Origin of the sequence: Pseudomonas savastanoi, assembly GCF_020917325.1 — a bacterium.
In the GTDB taxonomy this organism is placed as follows: Bacteria; Pseudomonadota; Gammaproteobacteria; order Pseudomonadales; family Pseudomonadaceae; genus Aquipseudomonas; species Aquipseudomonas amygdali.
The window spans coordinates 4,681,241-4,705,587 of record NZ_CP076652.1 but is presented as its reverse complement, the minus strand read 5'-3'; the positions used below and the strand labels follow the sequence as shown (position 1 = coordinate 4,705,587).

At 56.7% G+C, this 24,347-nt stretch carries 19 protein-coding genes and 1 tRNA gene; 6 read left to right on the top strand and 14 right to left on the bottom strand.

The window, feature by feature from the left end:
* Nucleotides 1–28 precede the first annotated feature (28 nt).
* The 4 genes from KP808_RS19925 (at nt 29) to KP808_RS19910 (ending at nt 4,399) form a co-directional block, all read left to right on the top strand.
* A complete protein-coding gene (locus KP808_RS19925; protein WP_230016746.1) occupies nt 29–1,249 on the top strand; it encodes a class I SAM-dependent methyltransferase in 1,221 nt (406 codons plus the stop codon).
* A 150-nt stretch (nt 1,250–1,399) separates the two neighbouring features.
* The gene (gene yiaY / locus KP808_RS19920; protein ID WP_230016745.1) at nt 1,400–2,548 is read left to right on the top strand and encodes an L-threonine dehydrogenase; all 1,149 of its coding nucleotides are present in this window, start codon (nt 1,400–1,402) and stop codon (nt 2,546–2,548) included.
* A gap of 24 nt (nt 2,549–2,572) precedes the next feature.
* Nucleotides 2,573–3,019 (top strand): GNAT family N-acetyltransferase, encoded by a 447-nt coding sequence (locus tag KP808_RS19915; RefSeq protein ID WP_230016744.1) that lies wholly within the window; start codon nt 2,573–2,575, stop codon nt 3,017–3,019.
* A gap of 123 nt (nt 3,020–3,142) precedes the next feature.
* Entirely contained in the window at nt 3,143–4,399 is a 1,257-nt protein-coding gene (locus KP808_RS19910; protein ID WP_230016743.1) for a polysaccharide lyase family 1 protein, read from the top strand.
* A 141-nt stretch (nt 4,400–4,540) separates the two neighbouring features.
* Here KP808_RS19910 and KP808_RS19905 read toward each other — a convergent pair whose 3' ends face one another.
* The 6 genes from KP808_RS19905 to KP808_RS19880 all read right to left on the bottom strand — a co-directional run bounded on the left by KP808_RS19905 (nt 4,541) and on the right by KP808_RS19880 (nt 9,614).
* Nucleotides 4,541–5,122 carry a hypothetical protein gene (locus KP808_RS19905; protein WP_230016742.1) on the bottom strand — a complete coding sequence of 194 codons (582 nt, stop codon included), beginning with the start codon at nt 5,120–5,122 and terminating at the stop codon, nt 4,541–4,543.
* A gap of 109 nt (nt 5,123–5,231) precedes the next feature.
* The gene (locus KP808_RS19900; protein WP_230016741.1) at nt 5,232–5,672 is read right to left on the bottom strand and encodes a YqaA family protein; all 441 of its coding nucleotides are present in this window, start codon (nt 5,670–5,672) and stop codon (nt 5,232–5,234) included.
* A gap of 9 nt (nt 5,673–5,681) precedes the next feature.
* Nucleotides 5,682–6,560: a nickel/cobalt efflux protein RcnA gene (locus KP808_RS19895; protein WP_058400796.1), complete on the bottom strand. Its 879-nt coding sequence runs from the start codon at nt 6,558–6,560 to the stop codon at nt 5,682–5,684.
* Between the two features lie 8 nt (nt 6,561–6,568).
* Nucleotides 6,569–6,862: a metal-sensing transcriptional repressor gene (locus tag KP808_RS19890; RefSeq protein WP_005735142.1), complete on the bottom strand. Its 294-nt coding sequence runs from the start codon at nt 6,860–6,862 to the stop codon at nt 6,569–6,571.
* An 896-nt stretch (nt 6,863–7,758) separates the two neighbouring features.
* Nucleotides 7,759–8,886 carry a GapS4b family protein gene (gene gapS4b, locus KP808_RS19885; RefSeq protein WP_230016740.1) on the bottom strand — a complete coding sequence of 376 codons (1,128 nt, stop codon included), beginning with the start codon at nt 8,884–8,886 and terminating at the stop codon, nt 7,759–7,761.
* Entirely contained in the window at nt 8,886–9,614 is a 729-nt protein-coding gene (locus tag KP808_RS19880; protein WP_230016739.1) for a hypothetical protein, read from the bottom strand. The genes gapS4b and KP808_RS19880 overlap by 1 nt, the downstream gene beginning before the upstream one ends.
* A 767-nt stretch (nt 9,615–10,381) precedes the next feature.
* On the opposite strand from KP808_RS19880, the gene KP808_RS19875 reads away from it, so the two are divergent.
* Both KP808_RS19875 and KP808_RS19870 read left to right on the top strand, forming a co-directional pair.
* A complete protein-coding gene (locus KP808_RS19875) occupies nt 10,382–11,008 on the top strand; it encodes a hypothetical protein (RefSeq protein ID WP_230016738.1) in 627 nt (208 codons plus the stop codon).
* Nucleotides 11,009–11,092: 84 nt separating this feature from the next.
* Complete coding sequence (locus tag KP808_RS19870; RefSeq protein WP_230016737.1) at nt 11,093–11,380, top strand: hypothetical protein; 288 nt, start codon at nt 11,093–11,095, stop codon at nt 11,378–11,380.
* A gap of 27 nt (nt 11,381–11,407) precedes the next feature.
* Here KP808_RS19870 and KP808_RS19865 read toward each other — a convergent pair whose 3' ends face one another.
* The 8 genes from KP808_RS19865 to uca form a co-directional block, all read right to left on the bottom strand.
* Nucleotides 11,408–12,535: a ParA family protein gene (locus tag KP808_RS19865; protein ID WP_230016736.1), complete on the bottom strand. Its 1,128-nt coding sequence runs from the start codon at nt 12,533–12,535 to the stop codon at nt 11,408–11,410.
* A 396-nt stretch (nt 12,536–12,931) separates the two neighbouring features.
* Nucleotides 12,932–13,005, bottom strand: a tRNA-Gly gene (locus tag KP808_RS19860).
* Between the two features lie 147 nt (nt 13,006–13,152).
* The gene (locus KP808_RS19855) at nt 13,153–14,034 is read right to left on the bottom strand and encodes an alpha/beta fold hydrolase (protein ID WP_230016735.1); all 882 of its coding nucleotides are present in this window, start codon (nt 14,032–14,034) and stop codon (nt 13,153–13,155) included.
* Between the two features lie 297 nt (nt 14,035–14,331).
* Nucleotides 14,332–15,024: a pseudouridine synthase gene (locus KP808_RS19850; protein ID WP_230016734.1), complete on the bottom strand. Its 693-nt coding sequence runs from the start codon at nt 15,022–15,024 to the stop codon at nt 14,332–14,334.
* 35 nt (nt 15,025–15,059) lie between these two features.
* A complete protein-coding gene (locus tag KP808_RS19845) occupies nt 15,060–15,284 on the bottom strand; it encodes a cysteine-rich CWC family protein (protein ID WP_230016733.1) in 225 nt (74 codons plus the stop codon).
* A 56-nt stretch (nt 15,285–15,340) separates the two neighbouring features.
* Nucleotides 15,341–18,646 (bottom strand): dermonecrotic toxin domain-containing protein, encoded by a 3,306-nt coding sequence (locus KP808_RS19840; RefSeq protein ID WP_230016732.1) that lies wholly within the window; start codon nt 18,644–18,646, stop codon nt 15,341–15,343.
* A 142-nt stretch (nt 18,647–18,788) separates the two neighbouring features.
* Nucleotides 18,789–20,603: an allophanate hydrolase gene (atzF, locus tag KP808_RS19835; RefSeq protein WP_230016731.1), complete on the bottom strand. Its 1,815-nt coding sequence runs from the start codon at nt 20,601–20,603 to the stop codon at nt 18,789–18,791.
* A 35-nt stretch (nt 20,604–20,638) separates the two neighbouring features.
* A complete protein-coding gene (gene uca, locus KP808_RS19830) occupies nt 20,639–24,331 on the bottom strand; it encodes an urea carboxylase (RefSeq protein ID WP_230016730.1) in 3,693 nt (1,230 codons plus the stop codon).
* Nucleotides 24,332–24,347: the final 16 nt, after the last annotated feature.

Below are 24,347 nucleotides of genomic sequence, written 5' to 3'. Positions count from 1 at the left end.
CGGCCGGGACGCTTGAGGCACATTTTCAATGTCAGTCATTACCCCCACGTCATCCAGCACTGCGCCCGATCACCGCGCGCAGTTTCTTGGCCTGCTGGACACCAGCCTTTCACAGAACTCGTTGATCAAGCTGGTGCTGGCCAAATACGTGGGCAGCGAGGCCGAATTGCAGCGGGTCATCATCAAGCCGCTGACCGTCAAGGAACAGCCGTGCCTTACCTTCGTGTATCGCTACAAGACCCGCGATATCACCAAGAATTTCCCGCTTGCAGAAGCTGTGGGCGTTATTGCCAGCCTGATACCTGAATCGTTCAAAAACGCGCATCTGCTGTCGCTGACCGACGAGGTGCAACTGGAATTCAGCAAGAAGGGCAAGACCACGCTGTTCAAAAGCAAGGCTCAGCAGGAGCGCGAAGCTCCTTCGGCCGGGCATGATCGTGAGAAAAAACGCTATCTGGAGCTGAGCCGCCCGTTCCTGGCCGAACTGGGTGTGACCAATCGGCAGCATGGGCTGATCCCGGCCATGTCGCGCAAGTGGAAGCAGATCAACAAGTTCATCGAAGTGTTTTCCCATGCCTTGAGTTCATCGCCACTCAAGCTTGATCAACCGATCAAGGTGGCAGACTTCGGCTCAGGCAAGGGCTACCTGACCTTCGCGATCCATGACTACCTGTGCAATACCTTGCAGGCGCAAGGCCAGGTGACCGGTGTCGAGCTGCGTGAGGACATGGTCACCTTGTGCAACAACGCTGCGGCGGGTCTTGAACACCCAGGCCTGACGTTCCAGCACGGCGATGTGCGTACTGTCGCGCCCAGCGCGCTGGATGTGATGATCGCGCTGCATGCCTGTGACATCGCAACCGACTACGCCATTCATATGGGGATTCGCTCCGGTGCCTCGATCATCATGTGCTCGCCGTGCTGCCACAAACAGATTCGCCTGCAGATCCAGAGCCCGGCCTTGCTGAAACCGATGTTGCAATACGGCCTGCATATGGGCCAGCAGGCAGAAATGGTCACTGACAGCCTGCGGGCCTTGTTGCTGGAAGCGTGCGATTACGAGACCAAGGTCTTTGAGTTCATCTCTCTGGAGCACACCAACAAGAACAAGATGATTCTGGCGGTCAAGCGCGCCGAACCGGTCAACCCTGACCTGTTGATCGCGCGTATCCAGGAACTGAAGACGTTTTACGGCATCAGCGAGCAGTGCCTTGAAACGCTGCTGAGGGCGGACGGCTTCATCGGCTGAAATAGCCACCCTGCACACGTAGACCGAAGAATCTTCGACCAACGGTCTGCTATCGGGCTGCTTCGTTGCGCCAGGTCAATGGTTGTACCTCGCACACGGCGGATGCTTGAGCTATCACCCAAGCATCCGAGCTACCCACGAGGGTCCGTCATGATCAGCACCTTTTTCATCCCCGCAGTGAACATCATCGGCACTGGCTGCATTGATGAAGCCATGCTCGCCATTCGCAAATACGGATTTCTCAAGGCGTTGATCGTGACCGACGCAGGGCTGGCCAAGGCCGGGGTGGCCAGTCAGGTCGCGGGGCTGTTGGTGGAGCAGGGCATCGACTCGGTGGTGTATGACGGTGCCAGACCCAATCCGACCATCGCCAACGTCGAGAACGGTCTGGCCTTGCTGCGGGAACGCCAGTGCGATTTCGTGATTTCTCTGGGCGGCGGTTCACCTCACGACTGCGCCAAGGGAATTGCCCTGTGCGCCAGTAACGGTGGGCATATCAGTGACTATGAAGGCGTCGACCGTTCGGCAAAACCCCAGTTGCCGCTGATTGCGATCAACACCACCGCCGGAACCGCCAGCGAAATGACCCGCTTCTGCATCATCACCGATGAAGCGCGCCACGTAAAAATGGCCATCATTGACCGTAACGTGACGCCACTGTTATCCGTAAACGACCCGAACATGATGATTGCCATGCCCAAGTCACTGACCGCCGCCACCGGTATGGATGCCTTGACTCACGCGATAGAGGCCTATGTCTCGACGGCTGCCACTCCGATCACGGATGCCTGCGCGTTGCAGGCCATGGCACTGATTGCCAACAATCTGCGCGACGCCTTCACCAATGGAGCGAACATTACTGCGCGCGAGAACATGGCCTACGCACAGTTTCTGGCCGGCATGGCGTTTAACAACGCATCATTGGGCTATGTACACGCCATGGCGCATCAACTGGGCGGCTTCTATGATTTGCCGCACGGTGTGTGCAACGCCGTATTGCTGCCTCATGTTCAGCGTTTCAATGCGAGCGTCAGCGCTGCGCGGCTGACTGATGTTGCACATGCGATGGGCTGCAATATTCGTGGTCTTTCTCCGCAAGAAGGCGCTCAGGCGGCAATCGAGGCCATTCGCGCACTGTCTGCTGCTGTGGAAATCCCGGCGGGGCTCGCGGTGCTTGGCGTCAAGGAAGAGGATTTCCCGATCCTGGCCACCAATGCCCTGAAAGATGCGTGCGGTCTGACCAATCCGCGTCGTGCCGATCTTGAGCAGATTCAGGAGATATTTCGTCAGGCAATGTGATCAACCGCAACAGACAGGCTAAAAATGGCAACGCTCTTACCCTACACACTTTCGGCCCGGAATATCTGTCTGGATATTTTTGACAGCAACGTACCGCGTTACTTTGATCCTGCGGAGCGCGAGCAATTTGCCAGCTTCCTGCTGGCACCGTTGGGTCATTACTTCGTTGTCGAGCGTGATGGCGATGTTCTGGCTTGCGGGGGATACCTCGTGCTGTCAGACCCGTCAGTGGCCGAGCTTACATGGGGCATGGTCCACGGTGAGCAACACGGTAGCGGCCTGGGCAGGTTTCTGACCCAGGCGAGACTTGATGTCGTAAGGTCATCACCGGGCGTCACCCGTTCCCACATCGATACCAGCCAGCATGTTCAGGGCTTCTACTTGAATCTGGGGTTTGTCGTGACCTCTGTCGAAGTGGACGGGCATGGTCCTGGAATCGACAGTATCAGAATGGAGCTGGCGTTTTCGTGAGTGATGCTCGCGGCTGAACAGAGCCTGACCAAGTCTACAGAATACGAGTAAGGCAGGCCGCTCTGCGTTTAGCATTCAGACTGTTTTCGCGACCCTTCGCGAATGGGACTGGAAGTTCAACAAATGAGGCTTTTGAGTGCTCTTTTGCAGTGCGTTTCTGCTTTGTTCCTGATGCTGTCGGGGGCGCAATACCTGGAGGCAGCGGACTTGCCTGAAGGTTTTGCCAAAGGGGTTACGGGGGGCGGAGCCGCCGCGGCAGTACACCCTTCGACACTTGATCAGCTTCGGTCTGCACTGTGCGCGTCTTACGACTCGCGCGGTGCCTGTACCGATGAAACTCCGCGGGTCATTGTGCTGGAGCACCTGTTCGATTTTCGCGGGAGTCTCGTTGCCAAAGGCAGCGCCGAAACCACCGAACCGGGTTGCATGGTCAAACAGTGTCCGCATGGCGGCGAGCAGCTTGCACTCAATGGTCCCAACAACTTCTGCCAATCCAGGCCACCGGTCATGGTGACCTACGACAATGCAGGGCTGAAGCCACTGAAAGTCGGATCGAACAAGACCCTGATAGGCGTGGGCAAAAAGGCTGGTATCCAAGGTGCGGGGCTGTTCATCGGTGACGGCGCGCATAACGTGATTGTCCGTAACCTGACGCTTTCAGACATCAACCCGAGTGTCGTATGGGGCGGAGATGCGCTCACTCTGAACAAGGCCGATGGCGTGTGGATTGACCACAACACCTTCGCGCGTATCGGCAGACAAATGATCGTGACAGGCTGGGGCACTGCTTCACACGTCACCATTTCCAGCAATGAATTCGACGGTCGCACGCCTTACTCGTCGACCTGCGATGGTCATCATTACTGGGTCTGGCTGTTCCTCGGCAGTCAGGACACGCTGACGCTGTCGAAAAACTACATACACGACGCCTCGGGAAGAGCGCCGCATTCCGGAGGCATGAATAATGCGCAAGTCCGCGCTCAACTGGTCAATAACGTTTTTCAGCGCATGACCTACCAGGGCGCAATCATGTCGCGGACTTCATCCTCACAGTTGCTGGTGGAAGGAAACGATTTTGAAAACGTAGCTCATCCACTGTTCAACGATACGGATCAGCCGGGTACCGCGTTTGCTTTGTTTGGTCCGGGTCCAGCTGGCGCAAACGATGTGTGTATGAGTGTTATTGGAAGAGCGTGTGTGGCGAATCAGCAACAGATGAGTGGCGATGACTATCGTCCTCAGGACACATCTGTGCTGGAGGCTTTCAGGGATTATCGGCAGTTTCTGGTGGTGCCGGTTTCGGCGCAAGAGGCCAGAGGGCAGGTGATGCGTGACGCGGGAGTGGGGAAGATGGATGTTGGTTCATGGGAATCACGATAGCTTCGTGACGTATCGTGATTCCTCGGTTGCCCGCGTAATGGCCAGGCATTGTTAGCCGATGAGGTGCGTGAAGTCCATATCGTCAGTTTGGGTGCGCTTCAGCCTCTGGGTGCAGTAAGGCTGGGCATCCGCAACGCGATATCAACGTGAGGGGATGGCTTTGATATCGTCGACAATGAAGCGAGGCAGTACACGAATATAAAATTTTTCTACGTCGGAATTACCCTTGTTGGTAATAGCTCCGGCCATGGTCCTCATGTTTTCCCAATTGCCCATCGCTCCGGCAGGCTGAAGCGAATCCCGGTACTGGCCAAAGTGCAGCAGTTCCTTCTCCGCTTTTTTTACCGAGACCTGATAGCTGAAGTCCACGCTGCCCATCACCGTATTGTCATCGACGATAAGCGATATGAATCCGCCTTTTGAGTCACCGATACGTCGCTTGTACAAGCCCGTAATGTCCAGCAGGTAATCGGCACTCTCTTTTGTCGTTGCATAACGATGGGCCTGCTTCAGCTGGTTGATCAATTCCAATTCAAGACCCTCTTCTACCTGGGCCCTTGAAAGAAAGCGATCGTTCTCACCTTCCAGGGATATCTTGAAAGATTCAACCCAGTAAGTGGCGGTGGCGGAAATGTAGACCGGGGTGGGCGATACATAGTAATCGGGCTTGGATGCACAGCCTGTAACGCAGGCAATGATCAGCATCAGAATGGCAGCACGCATTTTTCGTCCTTGAGAGTTTAAAGGCGCACGATGAAAGCACAAAATGGGGTTAGGGTGAAGCATGGGTTGGATCAGCGACGGGGTGCAACGCTACCACCGCCGATCTCCTCTATACCGCCCACCCCAGCGTGATCGCTGTCAGCGTCAAATAGCGTAAAGCTTTTGCAAAAGTGACAACCAGCAGAAAGCTCCAAAGCGGCTCACGCAGGACACCGGCGATCATGGTGATAGGGTCACCGATGATAGGCACCCAACTTAGCAACAATGCCCAGCGTCCATGGCGTCTGTAAATGATTTGAGCTTTGTCGAGGTGTCGCTCGCTGATGGGGAACCAGCGCTTGTGCCGAAAGCGTTCAACCGAGCGCCCCAGATACCAGTTCACGACCGACCCCAGAACATTGCCCGTCGTTGCCGTCACCAAAAGAAGAGTCGTCGCGTAGCGTTCCGAAAGGAGCATACCGGCCAGCATTGCCTCAGACTGCAACGGCAGAAGCGTTGCGGCACCAAATGCCACGGCAAAGAGGCCCAGATAGCTGGTCAGCTCGAACACGATGTCATCTCACGAATACAATCCGTTCCAGCCGTGGACACCCACGTACACGCCGACGCAAATGATCAACACGCTGGAAAGATACGGAGCTCGTCGGGCAGCTGCATTGAGCCAGGGAAAACGGCTTGATGCTTTGCGAGCGCCGATAGCGGCAGCGGCTCCGACAGTCACCAAAGTGATTGCCAAACCAATGCTGAAACAAAGCACCATCGCGGCCCCCAGCGTGACTTGCTTCACTTGCAGGCACAGCAGCAAAACAGTGATTGCGGCTGGGCAAGGGATGAGCCCGCCGGTCAAACCGAACATCAGAATCTGACCGTTGCTGACCTCTCGGTGGGTGAACCGCTTGCGAATGTCTTCGGCATGGGCCTTCTCATGAGCATCCTGATAGCCCTCGGCAGCCAGCGTGAATCTTTGCGGATTGCCGTGATCATGGCTATGGCCGTGCTGGTGTTCCAGGTCATGGTCATGGCTTTGATGGTGTATTTCGTGGTCGTGGTGATCGCTGTGGGCACCGTTTTCTTCTTCGAATTTAAACAGCTGCTCGCCACGCCATGTGCGCCACAGCATCCACAGCGCGATGGCGATGATCAGCGCTGAGGACGCAAGTTGAAAGTAGGGCTCGGTCGTTTCGGCATCCAGGCCCTGACCCAAATACATGCCGCCGATGGCGACCAACCAGACAACAGCGGTATGGGAAAGCGTTGCCGCCAGCCCGAGCATGACAGCCTGCTTCACCGATCCCCGAATGGCCACGATGAATGCCGCCATCATGGTTTTGGAGTGCCCTGGCTCCAAGCCGTGCAATGCCCCTAAAAGGATGGCGCTGGGGAAGTACAGCCAAGCGTGGGCACCGCCTCGCTGCAATAAATCGGCAAAGTCGGGCATGTGAGGCCTTACAGGTATTTAGTGATTTGCTTGAAGGCTTCAAGTGGCGCTCGCTCGCCTTTGGCAAGAGCCCCCATGGTGTTTTCAAGGCAGTGATCGATATGATCCTGGATCAGCGTGCGTTTCGCCTGACATATCGCTTTCTCGACTGCATGAAGCTGTTGAGCAATGTCCACGCATTCGCGGCCGTCTTCGATCATGGTGATGATGCTTCGCAAGTGGCCGTCTGCACGCTTGAGACGTTTGATGATCGCCTCGTGTGACTGGTGCGTATGGTCGTGTGGGTGGTCGTGCTCACTCATTGCTCGAGCCTGTTGGGTGAATGATCCAGGCTGGGACCTTATCCTCCCCGGGGGGATAAGGTCAAAGGTGTTGCGCCTGAAGGTGCTATTTGGTTGATTGAGGATGGGACTGGCGGGATGCTGGTTACTCTCAGGCCCCTCTGAACTTGATGGCTTGGGGGCAGTGGCCTGTTAACGTTCGCAGGCCATCTTCAAAAAACAGTCAAGTAGTTGATTTCAGTTTCCAGGGTTCTGAAGCTTGAGCTGGCACGAGCACGTGCTTCGTGCCAAGTCGTTAGCATGTACCAAAGCTTGGTAAGTCGTCATTCCAGACGCTGCGTACTATCGCTTTTTCGGCGGTCAGGTGGCTGGAATGCGTTGATGTATGGATATCAGTCTGACTGAAGATAGAAGCGATACCGAACATGAGCAGCTATACGAAGGAGCGTAGATCCCGTTCGGACAGTGGTAGAGGTTGTCACGCTGCGTGCCATTCGGAGATTTGAGGAGAATCAACGAGTCAGGAAGGAAATGGAGCGGGTAGAGGGAATCGAACCCTTATTTGTCAAAGATCCTTTGAAGCGTGTATTCGTGTAGTCCTCAAACTATCTGGAACCTACGGATTGCGCCGCATTTACCCCAAGCGGCGATTTCGCTGTTCGACCATAGCCGCGTCAGCTTGGGCATGGTTGTGGCTGGTGTCCTTGGAGGAGAGCCTGGGCTGTTGAAGCGGACGCCCAGCGGACGAATGGCTCAAGCCGAGGAGGAATTCTGAGCAAAAGAAAGCCCGCTGGTAAGCGGGCAAAAGAAGCTTTATCACACGTAGGGATAGCTAACGTTCGCATACAGCATGTGAAAAAGAGGTGAAGAACATTGGTCGTGAGAGGCTGCTGACACCCTTTGCTGAAACTGCATCGTTATGCAGCTTCGTCGACCTTCGCTAACCTCTTGAACATTTCGATCTTCTCAAATTCGAGTTCCTTGAGGATCGTCTGCTTCGCTTCATTCTTGTCCAGCCCACGACGAGCCTCATCGAAATCGATCTTCTTAATGCGCAGCTCGATCTCACTCTCCCGATTGTGACCATTGTTGAAGTCGGTAAACGCCAGGGATATCACGCAATGGCCATCCATGGCGGAAAGACTGAACCGAAATTTGGCATCCAGACGGTGGATGAGCAGTGAAGGGCGGTAGTTGGGGTTGCTCAGGAACTCGGAGTCTTCCAGGCTGGTGCCGTGCAGATCTAGACCTCGAATACGCTCCTCCATCCATTCAAGTTCATCAGGCAGCGTGTGTTCTTCGTCGGGTACCAGGCCAATGTCCACCACCTCCTCGAAGGAAACGGTGGCGAACTTGCTATATCGGGTTAAGCCCAATAGATAGTCAAACCGATTCACATTGGTGAAGTCGCAGAAGCGAATCCGGCGTACCTTGGCCTTCTTGCCAATTTGCCCCTTTTCCTTGAACTGATTAATCAAATATTGTGTAACCGCGCGGTTCGTCTGCTTGGTTTCAGGAGCGGTGTGAGTACTGATGATGATCAGCTCATCCTGGGAGTTATTTTTCTGGATTTCAATTGAGGCAGTGAACCGCTTGCGTGAGTCGGCCCAGCTCTTTGATCGATCAAGACGCTCAATTTCAAAGTCCATGCGGATCGCGTCCACCTTTCCAGCAACTGGGAAGAAGCTGGGGGCGTTGATGACTTTAAAATTTTCAAAGTCGAGATCTAGGACTTTGTTCACATCAATGTTTTCAGGAATGCTGTCAATCAGTGTTTCGGTGCCGGCCCACTCAATTATCTGAGTGGTGATTTTGGGGTTGTCCTCTTTCGCAGTGTAGAGCTGCTGCAGCTCAACAAACTCGGTGGGCTTGATCAGCGACAGGGTCAGCGCAGGTATGGTCTGCTCTTTATCCTGTTGCGATGTAAATACGCCGCGCAAGCGAAGCAGATTCTTTAGGTCACCTTTGGACACGAACGGCTGCACGAGGTACGCCCTGAGACTCTCACCTTGGGGCAGAATCGCGTTTTCATCTTCCATATGCATTACGCAATACTCCTAAAATCCGAGCGGTAGCTGACGACTTCCACCAGTTCCGCGAACCCCTTATCGGCAATAGAGGACTTAACTATCGCGGCTTGCCGGCTGTGGGCGCTGAAGCTGTAGTTGGGGAAAGCAATCAGCACCTGCTGCGGGAATTCCGAGGCGACTGAATTTAGGTAACCGATTAGGCGGCGTAACCCTTCTTCGCTGAACTCATCGTCGCAACACACCGCTAGTTTTTTCTTGCCATCGTGCTCAATGAAGAACGGAATGATGCCACTCGTGAGGTATTCGGCGGGCAACACATAGCCAGTGTTTACGCGCTGCGAAGGATCAACGTTCCTGCCAGTAGACGGGTACAGAAATTTGACGTTGGGCGTACCAAAGGTGTTTCGCATGTGCGAAATGGCTTCGTACAGGAAGCAGGCTCGCCGGTTATCGACCACGTAGATCGTTCCATAATTGAAGTCATCCAGCCCTCTGCAGGTGGCGACCTCGGTCACTACGTCGTAATCCTTGACGTCCTTGTCGTTGATCCAGAAAAGCACACCTGCCACGACTTCAGCGCTGATTCCTGTATGACCGACGTTGAGCTGCCTTCGTTGAGAGGAGCGTCTGAAGCACTCGATCGCCATGGCCAGATCAGTAAAATGGCTTTTGAAGGTGTTGGCTGGGGAGTTGGGGTAAGCGTTGGTGGAGAACTTCGAAGAAATGCATAGGTGCTTGAGCACGCCGTCCTCTAACGGCGACCGGCCGGTGTAGACTTAGTCGATACCATGTGACGACCGCTCGGAGCTCGATATCTGGTGTGCGGTAGGCCGTGTGCAGCCAACATCAATCCCCGGTAAGGCAGCTTGCCAACCTATGAACCTCAGAAACGAGAGGACGATGTCTTCCCCGTGCTCACCAATATTTTTTGACCATTCTCCCACCAGCAGACTCCCCAGTTGTTATTAAAAGTGCGCAGCGAGGCCAGCCTCTTGGCTGACCTATGGATTTGGTTCGTGTGGAGAATACTGTAGCGAGAAAAATCGGCTGGGCAAGCAATTTATTAAAAAACCGCTGTAAGCCCCGATTTTGTAGGTTGAATATTGTAAAAAGCAATTTTTGACATTTTGTCAAAATTGCATGATTTCGTGATGTGCCCTGACTTGGTAAAAATTTCACGAATGGTGTAACAGTCCACTTTTTGTATATTGGGTTACACCGTCTGTGTACAGTAATTCTGTTGGGTCGAGTGAATCTCCAGTATCGATGGTCAAATACCCACGCCCTGTGGAAATTTTTGCCAATTCTCCACCGGTCATGGTCGGCTGCCATTGTCGGGGGTTGGTTTTTGAGTAGCTAATTCCTTGGTGCGCCTGGGGAGTGATCTGTGCCTGTTTACCCTTGGCAAACAGTATCGCTGTTTTTGCCAGATTATTTGTTAAGGGTGACGCACCAACTTATGCTAAACGTGTTATCAATGCGGATGACTTGGAACCTGCAGGAGACGTTTATGACGAAGGATGCTCAACACCCCCTCACTGAGTTGATCGCGATTGCTGCTAAAGCCGGTATAGGTTTAGTGCGAGGGGGCGGCTTGCTGACCGCAGGTTATGAAGCGTTGCAGGTGCTGAGCAAGGAGGCCGCTGCGCAAATGGAGCGCAGGTCGCAAAAGCGCTACGAGGAGTTCATCCGAAGCGTTTTCGAGGCGGAGATTACCTCCGACTTGACCGAGTACCTCACTGCCGATGATTACACCGCGCTGCTCTCGGGTTGCATGGCCGACATGGAGAACGAGAATGCCAGGTACTACGGTCGCTTGGCTGCTGCCGTCGGGCGTGGTGAGGTTCAAGGGAGCAGTAGGCGGTTCTTGATCCAGCTTTCTCATCAGCAGGTGCAGATGCTGCGTCAGTCCTATGTCGCGTCCCGTTATGATCTGAAGCCTGGTCAAGGGAGTGGTAGAGTCGATCAGGTGGCAGTTTTGAATCTCAGTGATCCCGTGCAAAAGCACGAATACGCAGAGCTGCTCGCGCGGTCGATGTATTCAGAGAATGAGCTCACAACGCTTGGGGAAATTTTAGTGCGGGCATGCTTTGACGATGCTGAGTTAACGCCTTCGGCTATTGGTTACCGTGCCTGATTCTCCAAATATGTCGATATCATTTATGATTCCGACCAGTTTTCCTTGGTTGATTCATTAATCAATGGTTTCTGGGATGAGGGGATGCGTACTGTCAATCGCGCCGTCACCATCATTGATAGACAACCAATGGCAGTTTTTGCTAATCCCCGTATTATGATTGTTGGCTCTGAGGCCATGCCTGAATATTTACCATCGTTGAAGGCGTGCTTGAGAAAGGCAGATGTTTTATTTGTTTGCCTTCACGACCATGCCGAACATATTCAGGCCCACTACCGCGACAGCACAATTCTTAACTTCGCAGGGCGAGGCGTCACAGACATTGCGGTCACCGTTATCAAGCACGTAAAGATGGTGAATGGTTTGGCATAGGTTGTTGGGAGGGACTCCCGGATCGTCTCAGAGCCGGCAATTGATCAGCTCATCAGTGAGGCGTCGGATATCTCGGCTGGCATGTGAGCGTGGGGCGCAGTCTAATACTGAGTTGAAATATCCATACTGGTCATTCATGGGTTTGTTTTCATTAAACATTTCGATGGCTATTTTATAGGCTGATGTCAGCTCGGTGGTCAGGGGGGGGAAAGGAAGAGCTTCTATTTCCCTTAAAATCATCTCCCGGCGGCGACAGATGTTATATTTGACATAGAGGAGCGATTCCGCTTTCTCCTCGCCAAGGTCTTCAATGTCGCCAATAAATTCTTCTAATTCTGAGCTCACACCGCCAACGTCGCAGTTTGTCAGCAACCCGAAATAACTGGGCGTGGTTTCGCGACAGTCAACGCGCCTGAGTGCAGCAACAAAGGCCCTAGCGCTATCGACTGACATAAGGCAGTTGGAATCCACCACGATCGCTACGAGCTGAGCGTGCCGGCGTATCACATCAACGTTTTTGTTAAAATCGATTAGAACGTAATCATAACGACCAATGAGGTCTTCGAGCGTTTCGGTCGCCTTTTCCTTGCGTCGTAACGCGGCGATCGAGCCATCAAATAGAAACTGCGCCAGGGCTTTATCCTCCGGAGAGGCGAGCGAGGCATTGTCTCTAATTTGTTTGCGAATCTCTTTGACTTCACCAGGAGCAGTGATGAGATCGAACTCATCGTAGAAGTCGATCTGGCTTACGAGGGTTCCTGGAGCTGGGCTGCGGCCTAAATGGCAAGCGGCACGATAAACGCCATCGTTCGTGACGATGGCGACTTTATAGCCGAACTCAATAAGGCAGGCTGCAACATTGATGGTGATTGGGGACTTGCCCACCCCGCCTTTGTACGAAGAAATGGAAAATGCAATGCCAAGCGGATTTGACCCGGCATTGGGTTTCAATTCTTCAAGCATCCTCAGTCCTGACCGAGCAAAGAAACTCCATAGGGCAGCCCGAGATGGCGAGCGTGCAGTGGATGAGTCTTCCGGCGACTCCCAGGCGCGCCAAGTCCGCTCTTTTACTTGAGCCCACTGCGCCGCAAGTTTCACGCTAATTCTTGCTTTCAAACGTAATTGCCGGAGGAGTTCTCGTTGACGGGTATCCATGGTTTTCCTGGCCTGCGTGGGTTGGCTTTGTTGGCGTTGGTGACTGCGCGGTGTTTAGGTGTTATTGGCGTTGCTGGGTGCGAGCGCCCACCCGACAGAAAGGTTAACGAAAGCCTGGGTGCGAAAAAACTATGAACATTGTGCCGGGTCGGCTGGCATGGCTATTGGTTTGCTAGGGCTTCGCGGAGTGGCGAGGGAAGCGAGTAAAGGGGGCGGTAGCGACAGGCGACTGAAGGTCGGTGAGTAAACGGAAAAGGACAATCCGCTTGGCTTTCTAGGCAGACTTGGGAGGGGGAGCTTCGCTTTTTTCGAGGACAGCTGACCGCACCCAGGTAACGCTTGAGCGAGGGGAGTAGGGAGTAAGGGAGGGTGAACCAGAGGCTCAAGATCAAGGGGTGGAGCGGGTAGAGGGAATCGAACCCTCAACTAAAGCTTGGGAAGCTTTCGTTTTACCACTAAACTATACCCGCTCTGGGACCTGCTCTGAGCGGCTGACTTTGTACCAGAACCCTGCCTTGATTTGAAGCGCTAATTTCACCGCGCAGCGATTTCCCTCCTGATCACACCCCCCGCCAGCTGCACATGCGTGTGGGCTGACGGAGAGGCGTTCACGGGTTTCAGAAGGCGAAAGCATGGTGACCCTGAACCCGGTTGTAGACGCTGGGTGACGCGTGTGCCGGTTGCAGGAAGTTCATGAGCGCCTGTTTCGAGTCGCGGCAGGCGGCCTTGTGTTCCATGTCCAGGAAGTGGCCTGTGGCTTCGATGGTGCTGAAGCTGCAGTTCTGCAGGTATCGGGAGAACTGCGCGGCGTCGTTCGCGGAGGTGTACTCGTCCCAGGCGCCATTGATGAACAATACCGGGGCCTTGATGCGCTTTCCTGCTGTCAGGTAGTTGTCCGGGTCAAGCTCCAGTACCTGACTGAAGTGATAGTGCATCTGGTCATATTCATGACCGTCCAGGCTGCTGACGTGGCGATAGTTGACGCGCTTGAACAGCGACGGCAGGTGCTTGCCGATAGTGTTGTTGATCAAATGCCCCATGTCGTAACGGCTATGTGCGCCGAGGTAGTCGAGGCCTTTGTCCAGGTACTCGCGCATGGCACCGTTGATAACCGGTGAGAACGAGCTGATGACCGCGCTTTCGATGCGTCTTGGTTGATGCGCCAGCGCAACCAGCGTAGCTGCGCCGCCCCAGGAGAAGGACAGAACGTGCTCGGCGTTGAAATGGTCGATCAGTTCCAGCAAAAGCTGACCTTCCTCTTCCCGGGTCAGCGGTGCGCCGTGCACGTTGTGTGGCTTGGACCTGCCCGAGTAAGGCTGGTCATACAGCACCACGTTGAAGGTGGGGTAAAGGTTGCGGACGGTCTGAGCAAATGACGCGGTGGTGGCCAGTGAGCCGTTGACCAGAATGATGGTCTTTGCGGCGGCATCGGTGTGATAGAACTCGGTATAAACCCGAAACTGTCCTTGTATGTCCAGCACTGCTTTTTCTGGCGACATAGGTGTAACTCCTGGCGTAAACAGGTAAGCGTGCACATAACGTTGCACGAGTTTCGTGACAGGCAGGCGATAGCCGATTAAAGGCCCATGTCGATCCGACAAGCTGTTCGACAGGTATTGTTATTGGCGGGCAATGTGTCGCGAGCCAGCGGCTCGATACGACAAAGTGTTTCTTGGAATAATGGATTGACTCATCAGTCGCATAAGGACTGACAATCCCAGTCAAGCAGTCGATCCGTTAACCCGCAAGTGTCATTCGTACCTTGTTTGCGTAATCCGCCAAACGGTTGTGACTTTTCAGAACATGCTGATTTCCGCAGCGTGCAACGCTCGGTAGCTGCCGGGTGCCAAGGCGGAGTCCAGCGCCAGCTCGCCAATATTCTCCCGGTGCAGGCGCAGCACTTTGTTATCGAAGTGACCGAACATCCGTTTCACCTGGTGATAGCGACCTTCGACAATAGTCAGGCGTGCGCTACGTGGCCCCAGCAGGGTTAATTGCGCCGGTTGCGTGGTGATGTTCTCAAATGAAAAATACATTCCAGCAGCAAATGTGGCCGCGTAGCGTTCGTCGATCGGTTGTTCGGTCTCGACGTAATACACTTTGGGCATTTTGGTCTTCGGCTGGGTGAGGCGTCGTGACCATTGACCATCGTTGGTAATCAGCATCAGGCCAGTGGTGTTGAAGTCCAGCCGCCCGGCGATATGCAGCTCGTGTCTGTCAGGCTCGTCCAGCAGGTCGAGGACTGTCGGGTGCTGTGTATCAACTGTCGCGCTGACGCAGCCTTCAGGTTTGTGCAGCATGAAATAGCGCGCAGCTTTGCCGGCTTGCAGTATTTCCCCGTCGAGCGCTACGCAACTGAACTCGCGGACTTCGTGGTGCGGGTCGCTGGTTGTTTGCCCGTCTACCTGCACCCGCCCGCTGGCCAGCGCCAGTCGCATGCTTTTGCGATTGAGGCTTGGCAGGTTACTGAGGAAGCGATCAAGACGCATGGCGATAGTGGCTGGCAGGAGATGGGGGGCGCATCTTACTCGTTGATCCGGTCGGCAGGCTGGCCGGATGCAGCCTCCTGGATTCCGGCGCAACGCGGACACAGACACGCCTTGTCGCGAATTTCCGCAGGCAGTGCTTCAAGCAAAGCAGGATCGATGCTTTCCGAAAAGCACCAGCAGGCCTGATCTGCCGTGCGCGGGTCAGCCAGGCTGCACTGGTTGCTGAAGCCGCACAAAGGGCAAAGGCGGGTGTCGTTCATGGCGATTGTCTTGCTCGATGATCGGTGCAGTTGGTTCAGGCGCTTCTGCCAATTGGCTATGTTGCAGGGGGATGATAAACCGGTGCGCGGCGCAACAGTGCAGATATTGCTGCGCACCGGCAGTGCACCAGCAGCACCCTGTCGTAATGAATGCCCTGTGTCGACAGGCTGTTGAACAGGTCGCTCAGCGACGGGGGCGTCTTGCCGAAGCGGTTGCGTACCGTCAGTACATCCATTGGCGTTGGCGGTAACCAGCCTTTGAGGGGCGATGCGTTCGAGTTGCCTACCACCCGTGCAATATCGTCATAAGTTTCGTCACTGGCTGTCTGGAACTTGGACAGGTTGTAGTTTTTCAGCCTGCCAGGCAGCGAAGTGCCCGCGAGTATCTTGTCAGTCATCAGCAATGGCTCATGCGCGACGACTGAATGCATCAGAATATTTTCCGCTGTATTGGAGATGGCAAACGGCCGGGCATTCTTGTTGACGATACGGTGCAATTTGGGGTCGACCAATTCATAACCATGCGGCGCATAGGTGCGGATCTCTGTGCCGTTGGGGATCTTCACCGTCGCAGCCCACGGCGTGTAGTACCCGTGGGTGCTGACCACCAGTGTTCGCGCCTGACCTCTGTCTGACGTCCAGAGCAGGAAACGGCGGCCCAGCTTCCAGGCATGAACCGGCAACAAGCCGGGCGACACTATGCTGGCGATGGTCCAGCGTTTTAGCAGGGTGTCGGTATGAAAGAATTTTTCCAGTCGTGTCTTGCGCGGCTTCATTGGCCGCGCGCTCAACCGGCTGGAGCCTCGCGAGGCACCTGACAACGCTAAAGACGCCCCCGCCGTATGACCAGCAGGTTTGACGATTTTAGTCAGTGTGCGCAGTAGTCTGGGTGTCTGCGGCCCAAGCTGTAACAAGCCCAGCGATAATGTTGCCAGCAGCGCCTGATTCTTTTCTGCGTAACGACTGCCCGGCAAGTTCGCGGAGGCAAGGCTCAGTGCAGTAAGGCCGACATCCGCTGCCAGCGACGCGATGAATGCCGGTGTCAGTAACAGAGACATGGGTGCCAGCAAACGCTGTAAGTGGTGTAAGCGGTCTGTCCAGTACTCCAGCGAAACCTGTGCGGAGGTCACGATCTGCTCATCTGCATCATCCAGCGAATTCTGTTTCAGGAGTTGATGCAGATAACCGAACGGCGAGCCCTCCAGTTTTTTTTCACACAATGAGTGGTGCAAGGCTTTTCGAGTGTCTGGGTTGTACAGCGCATCTGTCCACGGGCGCAGGATGGAGGCGGGCGGACTGGGTGCCTGAACGCCGCCCCAAAGCTTGAACAGGTATTCCAGGCGTTGGTGATGGCGCACAGGAACGTAGCGCATCACGGCTGCCCGCCAGTCCGGTTGAGCGGTCTTCAGGTTCAGATAGCGTTCAAGCGCATCGCCGTCTGCAAACTCGATAAAGGCTTCGGGATACCCTGGCTGATAGAGCACCTTCGTTTTACCGGGTTGCTCAAGTATCAGTAGCCCGGTGTATTGATGTTCCAGTCCGTCGATCAGCGAGCCCTGAACGAAGAAGCCAAGTACCAGCCAGTGATGTGGCGCAGAAGGGGCGAGCGCTTCAACGACTTGATCGAAACTGCTGCGTTTGAGGCTACCGCGCTTCAGGCTGATCAGCGCCTGATGGATAAAGGCTGATTTGAGTGCCTGTTCGATGGCTTCTTTTTGTTGTCCCCAGAATTCTTGAATACGTGTGGTCATCCAGGTCAGGAAATCGAATGCCTTGAGATAGTCCTCGAGTGCCTGCGGCATGATCGCCAAACTCTGGCCCTGAATGCGTACGCCCTGGCCGGTGGTGTCGAGAAAGACCTCTGTAGTACCGTCGTGATCAATATAGCCCTGGGGATAATCGACCCGGTAGTTGATCACCAGCGCTTCGCTCAGGCTGATCGGTTTTTCATCGGGCGTATGAACATGCGTGGCTGGATTGCGGGCTCCGCCCAGCGGGCTGATCGAGTTACCGGGTAGATAGGCGATGAACACGTGGTCAGGGTTGAGCGTCAGACCGTGATGTTCCAGTAGATAAGTCGCCATGATTTGTGCAGCCATTCTGGAGGCCGAGGGAATGTGTTCCAGAAGGGCAGGAGCGGTCTGCCAGAGGTCTGCCGCCCCGGCCAGCTTGAGGCTGCGCGATACGGTCTTGAGCAGGTCGATGTTCTGGCTGTTGAGCTGTGTCTCGGCGAATGCTGCCTGGGTCAGTTCGGTAAAAACGTCTTCTGCGAGCAGCGGCGCGCTGGCAACGATGCCTGCGTCCTGATCAAGTGCATGCAACGCATAGCCATAGAGCCCCGAGGCATTCATGGCCTCCAGCAGCCTGCTGGTCATCTGTTCCGGATCATCACTGATGTATTCGATGACTTTGCCCTTGGCACTCAGTATGTGAATGAAGCAGTGGGAGGTGGTTTTTGACCTGACCTGAAAAATGCCCGGTACCGTTTCGCCGTTGAGTGACATGACTCGAACCTCTGATTTCTCACCGCAGCCGCTCTGTTTCAGTGTCGCTGCGTCGGCCGGGAAATCGCTGAGACCCAGGGCGTCCAGCGTCAGGAAATAGCCGTCACGGCTGATGTGCCCGTGGAAGAACTGGCGAGCCAGCGCATCCAGAAAACCCAACCGCGACAAGGTGCGGCAGGTGACTGTGTGTCGTGTCCTGAAAGCCTCCAGAGTCATGCTGTAGTCGCGATCGAGCGGTGTCTCGCTGATCCACTTGAGCACCTGTTTTGCGCTCAGTGACGGGGTTTCCTCGGACAAGGGCATGTCGGTGATTTCACTGCGATACAGCGCCACGAACTGTTCCGGATCGAAGACCGCCAACGCTACGTTGGTCAGCGACAGGGCAATGCTGTAACGCTCATGCCCCTCGTCGTTCAGTGCGGGCAGGGTCTGCGTGCTGAACGTGATCCGCAGCGTGTCCGGGTCCAGCGTCTTGCCGGTCTTTTGTTCGAGCAGCATGATGAGTTGTTGGCGGACATAGTGTTTTCGAGTCGGCGGGAAGTCCATATCCAGCTGGCAGGCTTCAAGAAGCAAGGCCGAGTTGGCGATCAGCTCGAAGCCCGGGCTTTTGCGCAGTACGTCGAGCGTGCGTTCGATGCGTGCGGTCGTATCTTGCGTAGCGTGCTTCTCGGCCAGCGGCGGCAGTGGCTGTTCACGGGTTGGAAGCTGGAGCGCAGGCAGGGTAAAGGGCGCCCAGGCGTTGAGCGTATCGTGTCGGCTGTTGCTGTACTCGGGCAGCAGAATGCTTGGCTGTTCCAGCAGAAACGATGAGGCGTGAAAGAGGGTGTCCTGGCGAAGCGGACTCCAGATGTGGTTCATGACGGCCGGTCGAAGTGAGTGGATGCGCACTATGTCGGCAAGGCCGTCCGAACATGACATAACTATGTAGTAGCGGCAGAGCCTTCCAGGCAACAGAGCCGTTTCAGACAGGGCGGCATGTCAGAGCATGCCGCCTTTTCGCTTACATCTGTTGCAAGTGGGCACGCCAGCCGCCGAGATGGCTGATGTCGCGAGCACCTGTCAGGCCGTAGGCTTCACAGATAAACCCGGTCTCCCAGCGACCATCGGCCAGTTGCACCTTACCCAGGCCCAACGGTGCCGGTATGCCGGTCAGAAACGAACCCAGGTCGACACTGGGCAACTCCCAGACTTCCACCTCAATGGCCATACCGTCTTCGGCCACCCGTACCATGCCTGGACGAAATGGCGGGCCACCGGCCAGCGCGAACAACTTATAGTCGGCTGAGCTGTGTGTGGACTCCAGCAAGCGGGCACCGCGTCGCTTGAGCTGCCAGTTCAACGCAAGTCCGTCCAGGTGCGCGCCGCAGACCACCAGCCGGGCCATATCGTTACCTGCTGCGCTCTTCGGCGCGGGCAATCGAGGTGCTTCACCGCCGATCAAAGGCAGGTCGGTGTGCCGCTGGAAAGCATCGGCCAGGCTGAGCAGGTATTGATCGGTGAATGCCCGTCCGAACAACGTAATGCCCCACGGCAGGCCGTTGCTCATGAAGGCGCTGGGCACGGCGATGGCGGCGTAGTCGAGCAGGTTGACGAAGTTCGTGTAATAGCCCAGCTCAGAATTGCGCAGCACCGGCTCGGCAGCCAGTTCTGCTGACGTTACCGGGCGGCCGATGCTCGGCGTTACCACACAGTTCAGCCCTTCAAGCGCCTGATCGCAAATCGCCTTGAGCGCCTGCAAACGGTATTGCGCGCGAAACGTATCGACCCCGCTGACCTGGGGTGCCTTGGCCAGCACGTCGCGAATCACTGGTAATACCGCGTCGGGATGCTCTTCCATTAATTGTCCGGCTACGCTGTAGCGCTCTGCCACCCACGGGCCCTCATACAGCAGCCGCGCAGCTTCGAGAAACGGCGACAGGTCTACTGTGACAGCTTCGCCGCCCAGCGCAGTGAGATGGGCGATGGCCGCGCTGAACAGCCTCGGTCCTTCGGCACAACCAAAGAATTCCAGATCTTCAGCGCGCGGTACGCCGAAGCGAAACGGCCGAGGTGCGCCGAAAGCCGAAACGTCATTCCACTGCGGGTTGTATCGGCTGTATTCATCGCGCGGATCAAGCGTGGCAACCAGCCCCAGCAACTGGCTGGCTTCCCTTGCCGTGGCAGTAAAGATCGACACGCAATCCTGCGTACGGCAAGCGGGCACGACACCGGCGGTGGAAATCAGCCCCTTGCTGGCTTTCAGCCCCACCAGATTGTTCAACGCTGCGGGCACACGGCCCGAACCCGCTGTGTCGGTGCCCAGCGAGAAGCTACTGACCCCCAGCGCGACGGCCAGTGACGAGCCGGAACTTGAGCCGCCGGACGGGTACTCTTTCAAGACACTGTTAGGGCAGGCGCCATAGGGCGAGCGGCTGCCATTCAGGCCGGTGGCGAACTGGTCCAGATTGGTCTTGCCCATGGGCACCGCCCCCAGCGCGATCAATTGCTCGACGATGGTTGCCGAGCGCTCTGGGGTGTAGGCATACGCCGGGCAGGCCGCGGTGGTCGCAATGGCGGCCAGATCAATGTTGTCCTTGATCGCGAAGGGCACGCCGTACAGCGGCAGGCTATGAATATCGCGATTTTCCAGCGCGGCCAGATAAGGCTCCAGTTCAGCCGGGCTGAGCAGGTGAATGAACAGGTGATAATCCGCGTTGAGCGTTGCGGCTTTTTCCCGCAGCGCCAGAATCAGCTGGCGTGGGGAAGTCTGGCCGGACAGGTAAGCGGTGCGTACGGTATCCAGGCACAGGTCATTGGGCAGTGCTGTGTCGTTCATGACGCGATTCCATTGAAAGTGAAAAATTGATGGGTTCAGTCTGCTGCCAGCACCACCACCCGTTGCCCTGCGCGTACTGCCGAGCCGGGTTGCACCCGGACTTCCTGCACCACTCCTGCGACCGGCGCGAGCAGGGGGATTTCCATTTTCATGGACTCCAGAATCACCAGCACATCACCCGCTTCGACACGCTCGCCGGGTTGCACCTGGACCTGCCAGAGATTGCCTGCGATATGGCTGTCGACGCCTTGCTGGCCTGTTTGCAGAGGCAGTTCTTCGGTGTTTGGGGCGACGCCTTCATCGCTCTGGAAGTCGGCCTGGCCGTTGGCGATCCAGCGTTCGCGTTCGGCATTGAACGCGGACTGTTGCTGAGCACGGAATGCTTTAATGCCGTCGGCTTCGCGGCTCAGAAAGGCCTGGTAGTCGGCCATGTTCAAGGTGCTGTGTTCGATGTTCAGGTCGAAGCGGCCCAGCGGGAAATCGCGACGGATGCGTAGCAATTCGTCGGCGCTGACCGGGTAGAAGCGGATCTGGTCGAAAAAGCGCAGCAGCCACGGTTTGCCCTCGAAGGCGGCAACGTCGCGGTAGCGATTCCACATCTGCAGCGTGCGGCCGACGAATTGATAGCCGCCGGGGCCTTCCATGCCGTACACGCACATGTAGGCGCCACCGATGCCGACCGAATTCTCGGCGGTCCAGGTGCGCGCCGGGTTGTACTTGGTGGTCACTAATCGATGACGCGGGTCCAGAGGCGTGGCGACCGGTGCGCCGAGGTAAACATCGCCCAGTCCCATGACCAGATAACTGGCGTCGAACACCGTACGCTGCACCTCGTCAAGATTGGGCAGGTCGTTGATGCGCCGGATGAACTCCAGGTTGCTCGGGCACCACGGTGCGTCCTTGCGCACGGTGGTCATGTACTTCTCGATGGCCAGCTGACAGGCCGGGTCATCCCAGGACAAGGGCAGATGGACGATGCGCGACGCCACTTGCAGGTCTTTCGCTGCGCACACTGCGTCCCACTCTCCGGCGACGATGTCGAGCAATTGCCGGAGCGGCAGTTGTTCGGGGCGGTAATGGACTTGCAGCGAACGAATACCTGGCGTCAGGTCAATCACGCCCTCCAGTTGCTTGGCCTCCAGCGCCAGCATCAAGGCATGGCCGCGCAGGCGCAGCACCAGATCCAGCTCCGGCGCCCCGATTTCCAGCAGCAGATGGGTATCGCCGGACAGGCGTGCGACCAAGCGTTTATCGTCCTGACCTATGTCGAGAATGACCGGGGAGGGCAAATCCTCTATGCGCACAGCTTCGCTCCCACAGGAGTTTGCGGTGCCTTGTGGGAGCGAGCTTGCTCGCGAAGAGGTCGGTACAGTCGATGTATTTTCTGCGTGTGGAATATCGCTTTCGCGAGCAAGCTCGCTCCCACGTGGGTCCATCGTTGAATTCATCGCTGCATGACATGCCTCGACACTCACCGGATGAAACCGGACCTTGTCTCCAGCCTTCAACTGCCCCAGCTGCCACAAGTCCGCTTCGATAATGGTTACCGGGCACACGAACCCACCCAGGCTCGGTCCGTCCGGGCCGAGGATCACGGGCATATCGCCGGTGAAATCCACCGCGCCGATCGCATAGGGGTTGTCGTGGATGTTGGACGGGTGCAACCCCGCCTCGCCACCGTCAGCGCGCACCCATTCGGGTTTCGGGCCGATCAGGCGCACGCCGGTACGGCTGGAGTTGAAATGCACTTCCCAGTCGGTCGCAAAAAACCTCTCTATGTACGCTTCGGTGAAGTATTCCGGCGCAGCATGGGGGCCGTAAATGACCCTTATCCGGCGAATGTCAGGCAGCGCTTCAAGTGCGTCATCGGCAACACGCTGGCCCGCGCTACGATCCAGCAACGGCGCAATGTGCAGCACATCACCGGCCCGCAACGCCCGCCCGCCATGCCCGCCGAACTGACCGAGGGTAAAGGTGCTTTTGCTGCCCAGATAATCCGGCACGTCCAGCCCGCCACGCACGCACAGGTAGCTGCGCACGCCAGCACCGGCAATGGTGCCCAGCGCAAGGGTCGAGCCTGCGCGCACCAGCAGCGCGGTGTTCATGGCGCAGGGTTCGCCATCGAGCGTGATCGGGATCTGCGCACCGGTTACTGCGATCACTGCATCGGTATTGAAGCGCAGCAACGGCCCGCTCATGGTGATTTCCAGCGCAGCGCATCCTTCGGCATTGCCCAGCAGGCCATTGCCATGGCGCAACGCGCGGCTGTCCATCGGCCCGGATGGCGGTACACCGACGGCCCAGTAACCCAGCCGCCCCGGATAATCCTGAACGCTGGTTTGCGTGCCGCCGCTCAACACCTCGAACGTGTCAGCGTGATACACCAGACCTTCCAGGCAGCGGGTCCACGGCTGGCCGCTGGCGAACGGCGTGTCGGCAATGATCTGGCGCAGATAGTCGCGATTGGTTTCCACACCGTACAGACGCGTTTCGTTCAGCGCATCGATCAGCCCGGTGCTGGCCTGCTCACGGGTCGGCGCCCAACTGATCAGCTTGGCGATCATCGGGTCAAAGTACGGCGGTATCTCGCAGCCCGCTTCAACCCAGGTGTCGATGCGCAGTGCGTGACCATCGGCAGGCGGGAAATTCACCGCCGTCAGCAGGCCGGGGCAGGGCTGGAAGTCACGGCCCGGATCTTCAGCATACAGCCGTGCCTGAATGGCATGGCCGGACGGTTTCAGGCCGGCTTGCAATTGCTCCAGCGGCGGCAGGTCTCCGGCAGCCAGTTGCACCATCCAGCTGACCAGATCGACACCCCACACCTGCTCGGTGACGCCGTGTTCGACCTGCAGACGTGTATTCACTTCCAGAAAGTAGAAGCGCTGATCCTCGCTGTCGAAGACGAATTCGACGGTGCCTGCGCTGCGGTAATTGACCGCTCTGGCGAGTTTGATGGCTGCTGCGCAAAGTTCATCGGCCATGCCGTCGGGCAGGTTGGGGGCCGGGGTTTCCTCCAGCACTTTCTGGTTGCGGCGTTGCACCGAGCAGTCACGCACGCCGAGCGCCAGCACCTCGCCCTGACCGTCACCAAACACCTGCACTTCCAGATGGCGGGCACGCTGGATGTATTTCTCGATGAACACACCCGCGTCGCTGAAATTGTTCTGGCCAAGGCGCTTCACCGCCTCGAACGAGTCGGCCAGTTCTTCAGCGCTGCGGCACACTCGCATGCCGATGCCGCCACCGCCTGCAGTGCTCTTGAGCATGACCGGATAGCCGATATCACGCGCCGCTGCGATGGCTGATTCAAGGCTGTCGAGCAGTTCTGTGCCTTCCAGCATGGGCACGCCGTGCTGTCTGGCCAGTGCGCGAGCGGTATGCTTGAGGCCGAAGACGCGCAGTTGCTCGGGCGTTGGCCCGACGAAGGCGATACCGGCGTCTTCACAGGCCTGGGCAAACGCGGCGTTTTCGGAGAGAAAGCCGTAGCCAGGATGAATGGCTCTGGCGCCGCTGGCTTTGGCGATGGCGAGGATCTTGTCCACCGCCAGATAAGTCCCCGCTGCGCCGCCTTCGCCCAGGCTGTGGGCTTCGTCGGCCTGCATCAGGTGCAGGCTTGCGGCGTCGGCTTCGGAATACACCGCCACACCTTTCACCTGCAAAGTGCGCAGGGTCCGCAGGATACGGCAGGCAATGGCGCCACGGTTGGCGATCAGCAGTTTGTCGAACATGGCATAACCCCGGAAA